The sequence below is a fragment of the Lacticaseibacillus songhuajiangensis genome (genome assembly GCF_003946025.1).
Classification (GTDB): domain Bacteria; phylum Bacillota; class Bacilli; order Lactobacillales; family Lactobacillaceae; genus Lacticaseibacillus; species Lacticaseibacillus songhuajiangensis.
Genome location: NZ_RHNR01000007.1, coordinates 25155 through 41416, shown reverse-complemented (window position 1 = coordinate 41416; position 16262 = coordinate 25155). Strand labels below are relative to the sequence as shown.

At 52.8% G+C, this 16262-nt stretch carries 12 protein-coding genes; 9 read left to right on the top strand and 3 right to left on the bottom strand.

What is annotated here, in order from left to right; genetic code table 11:
- Positions 1 to 88 precede the first annotated feature (88 nt).
- The gene (locus tag EKM97_RS03360) at positions 89 to 670 is read right to left on the bottom strand and encodes a TetR/AcrR family transcriptional regulator (RefSeq protein ID WP_125570872.1); all 582 of its coding nucleotides are present in this window, start codon (positions 668 to 670) and stop codon (positions 89 to 91) included.
- A gap of 141 nt (positions 671 to 811) precedes the next feature.
- On the opposite strand from EKM97_RS03360, the gene EKM97_RS03355 reads away from it, so the two are divergent.
- The 7 genes from EKM97_RS03355 (at position 812) to EKM97_RS03325 (ending at position 10619) form a co-directional block, all read left to right on the top strand.
- On the top strand, positions 812 to 3214 hold the full coding sequence (locus tag EKM97_RS03355; protein ID WP_125570871.1) for a YhgE/Pip family protein: 2403 nt from the start codon (positions 812 to 814) through the stop codon (positions 3212 to 3214).
- A gap of 524 nt (positions 3215 to 3738) precedes the next feature.
- Positions 3739 to 4551 carry a WxL domain-containing protein gene (locus EKM97_RS03350; protein WP_125570870.1) on the top strand — a complete coding sequence of 271 codons (813 nt, stop codon included), beginning with the start codon at positions 3739 to 3741 and terminating at the stop codon, positions 4549 to 4551.
- A 168-nt stretch (positions 4552 to 4719) separates the two neighbouring features.
- Positions 4720 to 5775: a DUF916 and DUF3324 domain-containing protein gene (locus tag EKM97_RS03345; protein WP_125570869.1), complete on the top strand. Its 1056-nt coding sequence runs from the start codon at positions 4720 to 4722 to the stop codon at positions 5773 to 5775.
- Positions 5776 to 5808: 33 nt separating this feature from the next.
- A complete protein-coding gene (locus EKM97_RS03340) occupies positions 5809 to 6267 on the top strand; it encodes an LPXTG cell wall anchor domain-containing protein (protein WP_125570868.1) in 459 nt (152 codons plus the stop codon).
- A 180-nt stretch (positions 6268 to 6447) separates the two neighbouring features.
- Positions 6448 to 8385 carry an L-type lectin family protein gene (locus EKM97_RS03335; protein ID WP_125570867.1) on the top strand — a complete coding sequence of 646 codons (1938 nt, stop codon included), beginning with the start codon at positions 6448 to 6450 and terminating at the stop codon, positions 8383 to 8385.
- Positions 8386 to 8494: 109 nt separating this feature from the next.
- The gene (locus tag EKM97_RS03330) at positions 8495 to 9856 is read left to right on the top strand and encodes an FAD-dependent oxidoreductase (protein WP_125570866.1); all 1362 of its coding nucleotides are present in this window, start codon (positions 8495 to 8497) and stop codon (positions 9854 to 9856) included.
- 130 nt (positions 9857 to 9986) lie between these two features.
- Positions 9987 to 10619, top strand: coding sequence for an LVIS_2131 family protein (locus EKM97_RS03325; protein ID WP_125570865.1), 633 nt, complete (start codon positions 9987 to 9989; stop codon positions 10617 to 10619).
- A gap of 202 nt (positions 10620 to 10821) precedes the next feature.
- Here EKM97_RS03325 and EKM97_RS03320 read toward each other — a convergent pair whose 3' ends face one another.
- Positions 10822 to 11688, bottom strand: a complete 867-nt coding sequence (locus EKM97_RS03320; protein ID WP_125570864.1) for an ROK family protein — start codon at positions 11686 to 11688, stop codon at positions 10822 to 10824.
- Between the two features lie 10 nt (positions 11689 to 11698).
- Complete coding sequence (locus EKM97_RS03315; RefSeq protein ID WP_125570863.1) at positions 11699 to 13663, bottom strand: sucrose-specific PTS transporter subunit IIBC; 1965 nt, start codon at positions 13661 to 13663, stop codon at positions 11699 to 11701.
- A 168-nt stretch (positions 13664 to 13831) separates the two neighbouring features.
- On the opposite strand from EKM97_RS03315, the gene EKM97_RS03310 reads away from it, so the two are divergent.
- Together EKM97_RS03310 and EKM97_RS03305 are read left to right on the top strand one after the other, a co-directional pair.
- A complete protein-coding gene (locus tag EKM97_RS03310) occupies positions 13832 to 15265 on the top strand; it encodes a sucrose-6-phosphate hydrolase (protein WP_164507420.1) in 1434 nt (477 codons plus the stop codon).
- A 10-nt stretch (positions 15266 to 15275) separates the two neighbouring features.
- Positions 15276 to 16259: a LacI family DNA-binding transcriptional regulator gene (locus EKM97_RS03305; protein WP_125570861.1), complete on the top strand. Its 984-nt coding sequence runs from the start codon at positions 15276 to 15278 to the stop codon at positions 16257 to 16259.
- Positions 16260 to 16262: the final 3 nt, after the last annotated feature.

Genomic DNA, 16262 nt, shown 5'->3' with positions numbered 1-16262 from the left:
AATCGGCGTGAATAGACAAAATAAAACTGGTGCAAGCAGCTCCTCCTCGGAACTGTTTGCGCCAGTTTTTTTCTATATAAGAGTTAATTTACACGTCCAGACCCATTGCCCCGCGCAAACCGCCAATGTTCAGGGCCACACTCTTTTCGCGAATCTCTTCCGGCGTCATTTTGGTTTGACCACGCAATCGCATGCGCAGCATCGTCAAGATGGTGCTGCAGGAAAACGTGAGCACCAGCGCCGCATCGTCGAAGGACAGGTCGGTGGCCTCGCTGAGTGACTTGGCCAGGGTGCGCGTGATGTCGTCCTGAAAACGGCGGATGAGCGCCGTGTACTCGTCGGCGAACATGATGTAGGAATAGAATTCCTGGTTGGCGGTGAAGAAATCGGTCAGGGTGTTGATCAGCAGGCCGCGATTAGCCAGGAACTCCTGTGGCGTGTGCTGACCGAGGCGGCCGAGCAGGTCGGCGCGCGCGTCGCTGATGTAACTGTCGACTAAGTCTTCGATGGTGTCGTAGTGCAGGTAGAAGGTTTTGCGGTTGATGCCGGCACGCTGGGTGAGCGCGGAAACCTTAATCGGCGTTGCGCCCGTCATCAGCATCTCTTCAAAAGCTTGGCGAATGGCCTTGTCGGTCCGCTGCGCTCGTAAGTCTGTTTTCGTTGTCGCCATGTGTCCACGTCCTTTTTGCTTGTTTGACCCCAATTAAACCACAAGTGGGGTTTAAACCCCAAATGGGCAGTAAGTGGGTTGGTGCAATGCAGAATCCTGGTTATCCTACTTTCAGAAAATGATTGAAGGAGCTGGTGCCAGATGTTAAAGGCAGAATTGAAATACTTGCGGAAGAACAAGTTCTTACTTGCAGCGCTGATTGTAATTGCGCTGATTCCGTCCATATACGCTGTGACTTTTCTGAAATCGATGTGGGATCCCTACGGCAAGACGGGCGAATTGCCCGTAGCCGTGGTCAATCAGGACCGGTCAGCCACCATGAACGGGAAGCAGCTGACGCTGGGTGCGGATTTGGCAGCGAACTTAAAGCGCAGTGATAGTCTCGACTTTCGCGTGGTCAGTGCCAAGACGGCGCGGGCCGGGATCAAGAGTGGCCGTTACTACGCGGTTTACACAATTCCCAGTGATTTCTCCCAGAACGCGACCACGGTCTTCAGCGCGCACCCTAAGCAGTTGCGTCTGCACTTGACGACCAGTTCCGGTCGCAACCTGTTCGCAGGCAAAATTGCGGACACGGCGGCCACCAAAATTCAGGACCAGATTAACGGCCAATTGAACAAGGCTTACACCAAGACCTTGGTTGCCGGTCTTAGCCAGGTCGCAACTGGCATGACCACGGCCGCCAAGGGTGCGGGGCAACTGGCAGACGGGAGTGCGCAGCTCACGAGTGGTGCGCAGACGCTGCACCAGGGTACGCAAACGGTCAACACCGGGCAAACCGTACTGGCGACAAGTGCCAAGCAACTGGCGAGCGGCAGTCAACAATATGCGGCCGGCGTGACGAGTGCAGCGGCGGGCGGTACCCAGTTGAGCAGCGGCCTCGATGAGTTGCAAGGCAAGTTGCCGGCATTGGCAACGGGGATGAACCAACTGCACAGTGGCACCACACAACTAGCGTCGGGTCTGAGCACGGCCGCCAGTGGTAGCGACAGTCTGGCTAGTGGCGCGCAGCAGCTGAACGCCAGCCTGACGACTTTTAATAGTAGTAGTGCGCAACTGGCCAGTAAGTCGGCGCAGTTCGCCAAGGCACTGCAGACTTTTGCCGACGAGTTGAACAAGGCGCAGGGGAGCAGTCAGACTGCTGGGCTGGCGCAATTGCTGACGGCTGTGCAGAGCAGCTTGCAGCAGCTGACGACGGCGCAGACGCAGGCAATCGCGGCGACCAAGACAAACGTAGCGACTGCCGCGGCTGGGATGAAGCTTACAGCGGCGCAAACGGCGCAGCTGCAGACGGCGGCCACCGCGGGTTACGCAGCGAGTCTCGAGAAGCAGGAGGCAGCGCTCAAACCACTGCTGACAAAACTGCAGACGGCACTTACGCAACTGAGCGGCACCAGCGCACAGTCAAGTCAACTCTCGACGGCCTTGGGCCAGCTGACGACTGGCGCTAATCAGCTCGCAAACGGCAATACGCAGCTGGCCAGTGCGGCGGGACAACTGCAGGTGGGCAGCCAGCAACTGACCACTGGCGCACAGCGGCTAAATGCCGGCAACCAGCAACTTTTGGCGGGAGCAACGCAGCTGAATACGAGCGTGGGCGCCGCATTGCCACAGGTGACCCAGTTGAATAGTGGGGTTGCGCAACTTAGTGGTGGCGCAACGACGCTGACGACAGGTTTGGCGACGCTCAGCAGTAAGGGGCAGACGTTGACCTCCGGGAGCAGCCAGTTGGCTGCCGGTGCACAAAAACTTGCCGCAGGTAGTGACCAGCTGGTGAGCGGCTCCGCCCAACTCCAGAGTGGCAGTAGCAGCCTGCAAACGGGAAGCACGACGCTACAGCAGAAACTAGCCGCTGGCGCAAAGGCGCTGCCGCAGCTGCACTTCACTACGCAGAACGCCAAAATGGTGGCACACCCCGCAACGGTGAAGAGCACGGAGCGCGATGACGTACCGAACAACGGGTCAGCCATGGCACCGTACATGGCGGGTGTCGCGCTATACGTCCTGGCGATGGCCATCAACATGATGTTCGACACGGTCACCCCGCGCAAGACGCCAAAGAGCGCCACCGCGTGGTGGGCTAGCAAGACGACCATTATTAACGGCGTTGCGGTGCTCGGGGCAACGTTAGAGTATGGCTTCTTGTACCTGATTGCTGGCCTGCGCCCTGACCTGGGCGTTGCCAGCTGGCTGGTGCTGGTCCTAACGGCGCTAGTGCTGATGAACATGGTCACCTGGCTGAACCTGGCATTAGATCGTCTCGGGGCATTCGTCGCCATGGTGCTGCTGGTGCTGCAACTCAGCAGTTCGGCGGGGACCTACCCAATTGAACTAAGCGGTGGCTTCTTCCAGGCGGTGCACCCGTACCTGCCGATTAGCTACACGGTGGACGCGCTGCGGCACACCATCATGATGAACAGCTGGCCGGCAGCGGATCTACTGGTACTCCTGAGCTTCTTTGTCGGATTCTCCGGACTCATGTGGCTGAACTATAAGCGCCGGTCACTGCGTTTCACAGAGATTGAGATGCCGGAAGAGGGGTAGCGGCCGGATATGGACAAAAAAGCAGTCAATTGAAGGTGAAAAAAACGATTAACGCGTAAAATATAAGAAGTTTTCGCGGTTATCAGCATGAATATAGTTCGTGACGTATGTAAGACATTAGTTTTAACTTTGATGGCTATCTGCGGAATATGCGAAACAATTTTGAACGTCGTTGCCAGATAAAAGTGTAAGAAAAATCCTATAATAAATGTAAGCGAGAAGCCGATATGCGAAAAATACCGGCTTTTTTTCGTGTTTTGGGGAAAAATGGGCAAAATTTTTGCGGATATGAATTCAGATAAGGTCTAGACAGATACGGTTAATATTAATATAAATCTTATTAGTATAATAATAATTCTCGAAAAATTCATAATTTTGCTAAAAAGTGGAAGATTAGTTTACGAAATGTGAACCCACAAACTGGTTTTTACCATGCATAATAAGAATGTAAACAAAAGCCACACGGTGACACTCAAATAACTCGCCGGCTAAACTCAAAACACATTTCCAGGAGGAAAATTATTATGAAGAAGAACAAAATTTTCTACAGTGTTGCAACAGCAGCGGCTACGCTTGTTATGACGGCCGCACCGATGGTTCCTACTTTTGCAGCATACACAGACAACAAGGCACAGTCCCATGCTACTTTTGAAGTGACCGAGACTACGACAAAGCCGGATGTTAATATTCCAGATACCGATAAGCCAACGAATGGTGACCTACAATTGGTTGCAGTGCCGAACTTCGATTTTGGTAAGGTTTCTACTTCTGAACTGATTGCTGGTAAGACTCTAACAGTAGATGGTATGGCTAAAAATGCGTCTGGCGCAATTGCCGATGATGCAACTAAGTCTGGTGCTAATAACGATCAGAACAACGATAAGTATCACTTGACTGTTTCTGACTTACGGGGTCAGGACAACGACTGGGATCTTACTGCCACGTTGTCGAAGTTCACCAATGACGCTGATTCTAGTAGTGCACTCGAAGGTACACTCAATCTAAGTAGTAATGCTAAGACAGTAACTGATCAATATGCTGCTGGTGCAGATGGGAATCTTGACACTGCAGACGATGCGTACACTCAAGACTACCTGACGCTCGCAGATTTCTCTGCTCTGAACAAGAGCATCACAACAGGTTCCACTGAAACACTTTACAGCACAACAAACGGACGTGGTATCAACGTCGCTGAATTTAGTGGTTCTACTCTTGATTTAAAGAAGAGTTCTACTGCTAAAGCTGGCCATTACACTGCAACCATTGATTGGGAACTGAAGAGTACCGCACCAACAGAACCTGCTGGCACAGGTACTGACACTGGTTCTGGTAACTAAGCCCAGCTTAAACTGAATCTAAACGATTAAGTGCGCGACGTTGTTCCACGCCGGTACGCACGACGACGGAAAACGGCCGGTGGGGTAAACCATCGGTCGTTTTCTGATTTAGGACCCCGAAAGTATTATGATAGTAGTATCAAGTGGGAAAATGAGAGGGAATATTCTATGAAGACACGCCGTCTTTGGTTAGCACTGCTCGCAATGGTAATGGGGATTGCCATTGGCTCCGTTAACGCAGTGTACGCCGCAAGTAGCAGTAACTCATCAGGTGCCGGTTACACCGTGACGCCAGTGATTGAATCCAATCAGATTAACGATTTGACCAGTTACTTTGATGTTCTGGTTAAGCCAGGCAGTACGCAGAATCTGAGTGTGAACATCACGAACACGACGAATGCGGACAAGAAGTTACGCGTGAGTTTGACGAGTGCGTACACGACTGATTCTGGTGTCATTGGCTACGATCCAAATACCAAAACTGACCCATCCGCCAAGTACTACCTCAGCAAACTGGGTAGCAAGCCCGTCAACGTGACGGTACCTGCTGGCAAGGTCGGTAAGGTGACAATGAAAGTCAACGTGCCTAAGAACGGCTTTAAGGGCGTTCTACTTGGGAGCGTCTACGTTGCGGACCGGACTAAGCGTGCAACCAACAACAAAGGCATGACCATTAACAATCGTTATGCTCTAGTTGTTGGTGTGCAGATGCAGACGACCAAGCTGGCTCAGCAGTCCGTACGCCCCGATCTTAAGCTAATGAACATTCAGCCCGGGATGCAGAACAACAAGCCTGCAGTTCTGGCAACCATCCAGAACTACACCCCAACTTTCTTTGGCCAAATGGACATTGTGGGTAAGGTCAGCTGGCGCAATTCCAGCAAGACTTTGTTCCAGACGAAGCAGTACAACTACGCGATGGCGCCAACTTCGCATTTTGCTTATGGAATTTTCCCGGATAAGGGTTTGAACCCAGGGGACTACACGCTGGATCTGACCGCTAAGAGTGGTAAGCGGACCTGGCACTTCAAGAAGAACTTTACGATTCTGGCGGCTGATGCCAATAGAATCAACAAGAAGGCCGGCGTGAAGGTCGATAACGGCATGCCATGGTGGGTATGGATGATCATCATCCTGCTGATTCTGCTGCTGATTGCACTGCTGGCACTGATTATCATTTTGCTGCTTAAGCGGCGTAAGAAGGACGACGAAGAAACGAAATAGCGAACTGAACCGTTCGGAAAGGTAGTGAGTTAGATGCGCAAGTTGTTAATTGCTTTATCAGTTGTGGTGACACTGCTGCTGGGTTTTGCAACGGTCCGTACCGTTGTGTATGCGGATAATTCCAACTCCAACGCCACACTGACTGTTACGAATGACAACGGTCCGAAAACGCCGACGGGGAATACCACCCCACCAGCGGGCGACGGCCATGGTAGCTTACCGGATACCGACGGCAATACCGTCACCGATAAGAATTCAGAGGGTAGCAATAACGATGGCAAGAAAGTGTACTATGCCAACTCGCTACCGGGGACGAACGGGAAGAAGTACACACGTAACTACGAATACTACGAACACGCTGACATGCACGAGCTGCCCCAGACCGGTGAAGACGACGCACTACCTGCACAACTTGCAGGTGTTGCCGTACTCCTGATCAGCAGCATGGCGCTGGGCTGGCAGATTAGCCGGCGTCGGCGGGTACATGTGTAAAACCTGAACTTGAATTAAAGATGGAATAACGAGTGGATAACCGCTGTTCTTAGAAGTATGAGGCGGGCAACCTGCTGTTTTACCGCGTGGGGACACGGAAACAAGCTGCTCGCGAAGGCGACCCCTGCGGCCGTTGCGGAGTGTAATTGAACCGTTTGACAAGAAGGCGGTGCTGATAGGATGAAAATGACTAATTTGAAGAAACGAATGTTAAAGGCGAGCGTTACCCTGGGACTTGTGTTTGGGGCGGCGCTTTTTGCCGTACAAGCGGTTCACAGTGTAGAAAGCAATGCTGCTGACGATTTGAGTTCACTCATTGGTTATTCATGGACTGATGGAAATAATCCGTATCCTGAACCGGCTAAGGATGATGATGGAAGTGACGGTTATACACCTTTTGCCGCTGATAGTGTGTCCATTTCTGCAATGATGGGAATTAAAACTGATAGAGCTCATGTTATTCCAACCAAGGATAGTAACTACGGATTAGCTGTACAAGTGAACGGTAAGCCAAGCGGAAGTAACAGTTTTGGATCTTTTTATGCAAATCAGCCACTGGATTTAACTAAAAAGTTTGAGCAATCAGCAATGGTTTATCTTGGTGACAGCAGTGTAACGCCGGGTGATGGAATGAGCTTTGTCCTGACAACCGAAAGTAGTGCTTTTACGTCTAATTATGGTGGCGCTGGTAGCAATGGCGTCTGGGGTTATCCGCAGGACCAGGGATCAATACCTGGTGGTGCTTCTACGGGTATGCAGCATAGTTTTGTAATTACGATGGATACGCACGCGGACACGGATACCTTTGATAAAAACGTGGATTATGGCAGTAGCAGTTCGAAACAGTATGTTGGATATGGATATCCCGGTCTGCCAGCCATGTACACGGGGATTGCAAGTGGAAGCTCGAAAAAATATGTGCTGAATTGGGGAGACACAGGTGATTCGGAATTTATCACAGGGGGGAACTACACTCCGGTTGATGGTACTCTGAATACTGGTGGTTGGCACATCCTAACTGTTAATTGGACCCCTGATGGTGACGGTGGTGGCACACTTGATTACAGTCTTAAAATCCGTGATGCATCTGGCGTTGTTAAGCAGACAATTCAGAGAAGCATCGCTTGGAATAAGTATGCAGTGGAAGCTATTTTCGGTTCGACAACTGCGAAACTGTATTGGGGTTATGCTGGTGCTGATTACAGTGGCAATGAACCGCATGTCGTTGCATTTAACAAGTTAGGCGATACGGCAGCATCTGTCAGTGCTACTGGTGAAACGGCGGATTCTAGTGCAATCACGTCTGATACGAAAGTTAAAGTTGGCGATCAGCTGATTCAAAAGTATACAATCGGCTATTCCAGTATTGGTAGTAATACACCATGGCCAGCTAGTGGTGACTTGAATGCTGTTCTAAAAACGAATGCGAATTACAAATTCGTAACAAATGCAGATGGCAAAGTCCCTGTCACCGTTTTTGGTAAATCATATGAAGCAGAGCTTGTTGATGATCAAACAGCCAAATTGACAATTCCTGCGATTACAAGTGATATTCAGGACGATGCTACCGTGCAGGTTGAAGCTGTTGGGACGGATTCTAGTCTAACAAACTCCTTTGACGCCATTACGATTGGTGGGGGCACCACGATTCGTAGTGCCAATATGTCGTTACCTGTACCTGAAGTATCGAACAAAACTACGACAATTCTCATTCCCAGCTTCACCTTCGGCAGCTACGGCATCACCCAGTTCATGACCGGCTTCACTGATGAAGGTACGGCGACAACCAGTAAAGATAACCAGTTGGCGGTGACTACGGATGGCAACACGAGCAACGTACGTATGACGGTCGCGCTCAACCCAGTCGACGACCTGGCACCAGACTATAATGGTGGCAAGGTCCACTTGAAGTTCGACTTCGGCGGCAACAACGTGGACTTAACGGACGATGGCACGGAGAAGCAACTCTTCTCTGAGAGCACCATCCCCGACACTTCTGTCGGCAAAACGCCGGTGCTCACCGTGGGTAAGGTGCCGAACGTCACGACTGGTGCGAAGAACGCCAGTCTCACCTGGACCGTGGCGGTAACGCCACCAGTGACTGCTGCTGCTAACTAACCCCACTCAAGCAATAACCGCTCACTTCTGGTAGAATAAAGTAACAAAGCACACGGGGGATGGCTGCACCTTAGATGACGCAGCCACTGATTGATAGAGGACTGCAAATATGAAAACAATTGTAATTGGCTGTACGCACGCAGGGACGGCCGCTGTTCAAGAAATTTTGGCTAGAGATCCACAGGCTGAGGTGCTCGTTTACGAACGCCGCAACGACATTTCATTCCTGCCTTGCGGGATTTATCTGTACCTTGAAGGCGTTGTTGACCAGCTCAGCAAGGTCTTCTACGCGACCGCGCAGGACCTGGAGAACCTCGGCCCCAACGTGCACGTCAACATGCGCACCGACGTCGTGGCCATTCACCCCGACCTCAAGGTGATTGAGGTTCAGGACCTAGTGACCGGCGAGATGATGAGCGAAAGCTACGACAAGATCATCATGACCACAGGGTCTTACCCCGTTGTGCCGTCCATCAAGGGCATCAACACGCCGGGCGTATACCTGTGCAAGACTTACGATGACGCGATGAGCATCAAGGAAGCCAGTTTCGACGCCAAGACAATTGCAATTGTGGGTGGGGGCTACATCGGCACCGAACTTGCCGAAGCACTGAGCCGCCGCGGCTTCAAGACCTCCATGGTCAGCGGCCGCCGGCACCTGCTCGGCCACTACGTCGATACCGATATTGCCACCAAAATTCATGATGACCTCCTCGCCAGTGGCGTCGATGTTCATGACAACGAGCGCGTGCTCAAGTTCGAGCCCGAAGATGACGGCGGCGTCTACATCCGCACGACCCGTGGCGAATTGCACGCCGATATGGCCATTTGCTGCGTGGGCTTCTCACCGACAACCGAGCTGCTGCGCGGCATGGTCGACATGACCGACAAGCAGGCAATTAAGGTCAACGACTACATGCAGACGAGCGACCCCGATATTTTCGCGGCCGGCGACTCGGCAGCGGTCCACTTCAACCCGCTTGGCAAAGATGTCTACGCACCACTGGCTACCAACGCGGTGCGCATGGGCAAAATTGCTGGTGCCAACATCGTCAAGTACGGCTCCGTGAAGTACATGGGGACGCAATCGACCAGTGCCCTGAACATTTTCGGCAAGACGATGGCGACGACTGGGTTGACATTAGAGAAGGCGCAGGGCTACATTCCAACGGCGAAGTCCGTGCACCTGGTGGACAACTATCGACCGGAATTCATGCCCACCAACGCTGAAATCGCGATGACCTTGGTATACGACAGCAGCAACCGCCGGATCCTCGGCGCCCAGTTCTACAGCAAGATGGACGTGTCGATGTGTGCTAACCTTTTGTCCGTCATGATTCAGAACCAGAACACGATTGACGACTTGGCTTACGTAGACATGTTATTCAACCCGAGCTATGACCGGCCGTGGAACTACCTGAACCTGCTCGGTCACGCCGCAGTGAACCAGGAAACCAGCGCGCAAGCGTAAAACTTTTGTTTAGAGTGCAGTGCTTGGTACCGTGCGTCGGCCATGGGTGGTATAGTAATTAAAAAGATTCGTGGCTGAATGCGGTCTGGCTCAAAGCCAGAAGTCATCACGGCGTTATAAGGAGCTAGAAATGAACGTTTGGAACCTGATTGGCATTGTGGCGTGGTTGGCAGTGATTGTCTACCTGATTTTCATCGTGAACAACATCCGCTCGCGGCACCTACGCATGATTGTGGTGCACGGCAAGAAGCGCTCAGGCAAAACGATTGCGATTGACATCGTGGAAGTCCTGGTGTTCCTGGCCGCAGCGTATGGTTTGTTCTTTGCGGCTTGGGTGCGGCCTGTGGACTACACGAGTGGCAACGATGTCACTGTGAAGCACAGCTACGCGCCGCTGGTCATGCAGATTGACGAGGAGCAGCAGTACTACGTGACAGTGCAGAGCCAGACGGCCAAGTCGCCGCTGCGCCACTACACCTACTGGAGCGAAGGCACCAAGGTGCAGGTGACCAGCCAGAACGCCGACGTGGCGTCTGATGCGAGCCCATTGCCAGTGAGTGCGTCAGCTTACCCATGGTCCAAGAAGAAGCTGCTTGAACTCGACAAGACGACGGACAAGGCTTTTGCCGCAACTGTCAGTGCGCGCTACAAGAATAACTTCCTGAACGGCCTGGGCATGCGTGCCGGCCGGCGGGCAGATTACTTCACGATTATCCGGGTGCCAAACAAGCAGCTGATTAACGTGGAACCACTGAACAAGTAGAATATGTACGCAAAAGGGGCTGTGCCAAAAGGCGGTTAGCTCCCGATATACAAGCAGGCCCCGGCCAGAATCCCGAACTTAGGATTCTGGCTGGGGCCTGTTTGTATGTTAGGGAGCTGCCTTTTGGCACGCGACCATGATGTAATATTCGTGTGCTAAAGACTTTTGTAACAGCCCCTTTTTACATGCTGTTAAGTTGATGTTAATTGCTTCGGCGTGTTTCTCTAGCCAGTGCCAATCCGCCGATAACCCCGGACTCTTCGCCGAGACCGGCAGGGACAATGTACTCGGTAAGCGGTGGCGTGTTCACGTAGTCATTAAGCAATTCTGAAAACTCGCGCCGCACTAGGTTGAAAAGCTGGGTTTGGTGCATCACACCGCCGTTCAGGATGATCTTGTCAGGTGCGAAAGCGAGCGTGAGGTCGACGCACAACTGGGCGATGTAGTTTGCTTCAATTGTCCAGAGTGGGTTGTCTGCCGGGACATCTTTAGCTGCCATGCCGGCGCGCTTATTGACGGCGGGGCCGGCCGCAAGACCTTCAGCACAGTTTTCGTGGTACGGACAGGTGCTGACCATGGTGTCATCTGGCTGACGATGCAAAATGAAGTGGCCGACTTCCGGATGCGTGCGGCCGACATAGAGTGCGTGCCGGTTGACCACTCCTGCACCGATACCGGTACCGATGGTGACATAAATGCTGGTGTCGTCCGCTTGTGAAACGCCGAGTGTCATTTCACCAAATGCCGCCTCGTTCACGTCGGTGGTCCAAGCGGCCGGAATTGCGAGGGCACTGCGCAGTGTCCCGAGGAAGTCAGTATTGGCCCAGCCTGGTTTTGGCGTGGAAGTCACGTAACCATAGGTGGGAGATTCGGGTCTGAGGTCAATCGGACCGAACGAGCCAATGCCGAGTGCATCAACGGGATTCTCCTTGAAGAACGCGATGGTGCGCGCGAGCGTTTCTTCCGGTGTGGTCGTAGGGAACGCAATGCGTTTGTCGATATTGAGCTTCTCATCACCGGTGGCACATACGAATTTAGTACCACCTGCTTCAATTGCACCGAGTTTCATAAGTGCCTCCTTAGATGTTTGCAGCGATTGGTGCCGTTGCAGTTTGCTTGGTGAGGGCGATGATGGCATCGCCTTTAGTAACGTCTTGCGTGTCAATCCGGTTGACGCTCGCGTAACTGCCAGTGTTGGTGACGACAACCATGACCGTGGTATCGTAGCCGGCCTTTTGCAAGGCGGACAGATCCATCGTGCCCAGCAGTGTGCCGGCGGACACGGTGTCCCCTTGCTTGACGCTGGTTGTGAAGTGCTCGCCATTCAGCTTGACGGTATCAATGCCCAAGTGAATGAGCACTTCGGCGCCATCGTCGGCCTGCAGTCCGTAAGCGTGCATAGTGGGGTAGGCAACGGTGATTTTGCCGCTAACCGGCGCGTAGACATTCCCGTCGGTTGGGATAATCGCAGCGCCTTTACCCATCATTTCGCTGGAGAAAACCTGGTCGTTGACGCTCTTGAGGCTGGCAAGTGTGCCGGCAACAGGGGCGGCAATGACACCATCGTTCACGGCGCTCGCAGGCACGGTGTCCGCGTCGACTGCTGGCGTGGTTTCATCGCTGTCAGTACTCTTGGCAAAGCGCTTGCCGTAAAGCAGCGTACCCGTGAAGGCGACTACGATGCTGAGGCCAATAGCGATGAAGAATGGCAGGTAGAATTTGACCGGAATGGAGATGAAACCGATGATACCGGCAGCGCCCAGTGCGGAGGAGCGAATGCCGAAGAGGCCAACGATGAGACAGCCAACGGCACTACCAATCATGCCGGCAAAGAAGGGGTAACGCTTCTTCAGGTTAACCCCGAAAATAGCTGGCTCCGTAATTCCGAGCAGGGCGGAAATCCCTGAGGAGGTTGCCAGTCCCTTTTCCTTAGCGTTCTTGGTCAGGAAGAAGACGGCCAAAGTAGCGGCCCCCTGAGCGGCGTTCGCCATGGAGGCAATTGGGAAGAAGAGGTCACCACCGGTTTTGGCAATGTTGGCGAGCAGTTGCGTTTCGATGGCTGGAAAACTCTGGTGCAGACCTGTAATCACGATTGGGGAGTAGACCAAACCGAAGATGGTGGAACCAACTGCACCGGAAGCGTTGTAGAGGTAAACAATCCCGTTGGTCAGACCGTCGCCGACAACCCGCAGAACAGGGCCAACGAAGGCGAAGGTGATGAAGGCGGTGAAGATGATGGTGATCATTGGGGTGAAGATGAAGTCCAGGGTTGCCGGCATGCGTTTGTGGAGCCATTTTTCAACGACTGCCAAGATGAAGGCCACGGCGAGGACCGGAAGAACCTGACCCTGATAACCAGCTTGGGCAATGTGCCAGCCGAAAATGTTCCAGTAGGTCATGGTGCCCGCGGACATCGCGGCGGAAACATTGTAGCCATTGACTAGGGCAGGCATGACCATAATCATGCCCATGGTGGCGCCGAGGTAGGCATTCCCCCCGAAGCGCCGGGTTGCGGAGAAGCCCAGCAGAATTGGCAGGAAGGCAAAAGGCGCGGAGGCGAAGGTGTTAATCATGTCCGCCAGTCCCTTGATGCCGGGGTACATCTGCACCAGCGACTTCGCACCGAAGAGGCCTTGCGACACCAGCACGTTGTTGAGGGCCATGAGCAGGCCACCCGCGACCAGCGCTGGAATCAGGGGAACGAAGATGTCTGAGAGCACCTTGATTAGCGCCATGAAGGGATTGGTTTTGCCGCCGTTAGCGCTGACCTTCTTCAAGTCGTCAGGTGTGACTTCCTTAAGTCCAGTCTCCTGGATGAGGTGGGCGTACACCTTGTCCACGTCACCGGGTCCGATAATGATTTGGTATTGACCGTTAACGCGGAAAGTCCCCTTAACGGCGGGGTCGTTGTCGAGCCCCTTCTGGTCAATCTTACTTTCGTCCTTAATGACCAGACGTAGACGCGTCGCGCAGTGCGCGGCAGCAATGATGTTATCCGGGCCGACTTCTTGGAGAATATCCTGAGCGGCTTTTTTGTGATTCATGCTGATTGCCTCCTTGTGTTCACGATGAATATGAATAATTTCATTTTGCTACAACGCCAGTGTAAGTGCTTACTAAATAATTGTCAAGCGTTTATCAATTAGCTTTTCAAAAACAGATTGAGATGCTACACTATGGGTGTTAAGCGGTTACCCAAAAGGAGATTAATTATGAAACGATGGACGACTGAAGAACGGTATGCACCTTACGCATCTTATTCACAAGAGGAACTAGCTGAGCTGCAAAACAAGCAACGCACTTCTAAGTGGCACCTCAATTATCACCTTCAGCCGCAAAGCGGTTTGATGAATGATCCCAACGGCTTTGTTTATGCGAACGGGCGGTGGCACGTGTCCTATCAGAATTTTCCATATGGTCCAGTGCACGGCCTGAAATCCTGGCACGAGATGAGCTCAACGGATTTGCAGCACTGGCAGGATGATGGTCTTGGCTTGCAGCCGCATGCGCCATACTCAACGCAAGGGGTCTATTCTGGTTCGGCCATCGCGGTGGGCAGTCATCGTTTTCTGATGTACACGGGTAATGTGCGCACGAGTGATGGCGGGCGCATTAGCTCACAACTCGGGGCGTGGGTGGCCACTGACGGCAGCATTCATGAATTAAGCCAACCGTTAATTGACGGCCAACCGGAAGGGTACACCGCACATTTTCGCGATCCCCAAATTCTGGCGCATGACGGCCGTTACTACGCGATTCTGGGAGCGCAGCGTGCAGACCTGCGCGGAACCATTCTCGTTTATTCAGCACCGACGCCGGAAGGACCGTGGCAGTTTGACGGCCCGCTGGATTTTGGCTTTGATAGTTTAGGCTACATGATTGAATGTCCCAACCTGGCTTTTGCTGATGGTAAAGTCGCCCTGATTTTCTGCCCGCAGGGACTCGATCAGAACATTCAGGCTTACGCCAATATTTACCCGAATATGTACTTGGTGGCAGACGGTATCGACTTGGCAAAACACAAGCTCGTGAATCCGGGGCCGCTGCATAGCTTGGATGCGGGTTTTGATTGCTACGCGGCGCAGGTGGCCAATTCACCGGAACAGGGTGCGCGTTTAATTAGCTGGTTGGGACTACCCGATTCAAGTTATGCGAGTGATGCAGAAGATTGGCAGGGTTGCTACAGCCTCGTGCGGGAACTACACATTCGTGATCAGCGGCTGATTCAGCTCCCCGTGGTGGATGCCCTGATTGGCGCCCCAATAGCAGACTTAAGTGCTAAAATTAAGCTCACGAGTGTATTACATCTTGAATGGGATGCGCGGACGGACGAATCCGTGTTTATTGGTAATGATCATGAGGGACTGACCGTCCACGTGACTGACCAGACAATTAGTGTGGATCGCGCAAACGTGGCTGCCGTCAGCAGCGATGAATTCGGTCACGAACGGTCCCTGCAATTACCCGCGGGGTGCCGGAGCGCGGATTTGTACCTCGACGCGTCTTGCTTTGAACTGTATCTAGCAGATGGCCGCGGCGTGCTGTCCGGACGCTACTTTCCAGCAACACCAACTGACTGGCGGGTGCAACAACAAGGGCAAGCACGGGTTCGCGTTAGCGGCCGGGAGATGGCCAGAATTTTCTAAGGAGCTCAACATGGCGAAACTAGCAGATGTCGCAGCATTGGCGGGAGTATCGGTGACGACCGTTTCCCGCGTGATTAACAATTATGGTTCGTTATCGGAAAAAACGAAGCAAAAAGTTTTTGCCGCAATGCGCGAACTCAACTACGCGCCGAATACGAGCGCCCGCTCCCTACAGGGCAAAAAGACTAAATTGGTCGGCTTGATTTTCCCCGGCGTGACGAATCCCTTCTTCGGCGAAATTGTGCAAACCCTCGAAAACATGTTGTTTGCCAAGGGTTATCGGGTGATCCTATGTAACTCGGTCAATAATGCCGATAAGGAACGTGAATATGTGCGCATGCTGCTGGCTAACCAGGTTGACGGCATCATCACCGGAACGCACAACATGACGATTGAGGAGTACGAGCGCATTGAAGCGCCAATCGTCTCCTTCGACCGCCACATCGCCGCTGGCATTCCGATTGTAAGTTCGGACAACCTTATGGGCGGGCAGATTGCCACGCGCGGCTTGCTGCGCACTGGTGCCCAGAACGTTTGGATGTTGACGGGGGCCAACCGGCCGCTCAGTCCAACCAACCAGCGACTGGTTGGTTACCAGCAGGTGATGGCGGAAGGCAGTTTGGCGCAGCACGTGTTGGAACTACCATTCAGCATGCAAACTGAACTCAAATGGGCCAAAATTCGGGAGGTTCTCCAGCACGAAAAACCAGATGGCATTTTTGCTTCTGATGATTTAACCGCCATGATGGTGCTGGAGGTTGCGCGGCAACTGGGGATCTCCGTGCCGACGGATATGCGGGTTGTCGGTTATGATGGCAGTCAGCTCATTCGTAACTACTTCCCAGATCTGGCAACAGTGATGCAACCTATTTCCGCACTTTGTGAATTGATGATTGATATTTTGCTGAAGCAGGTTGAAGATGCAGATGCTAAGGTTGAACCACAGTATGAATTGCCGGTTGAGTTGAAGGCTGGCCGGACATTATTAGGGTAAAAG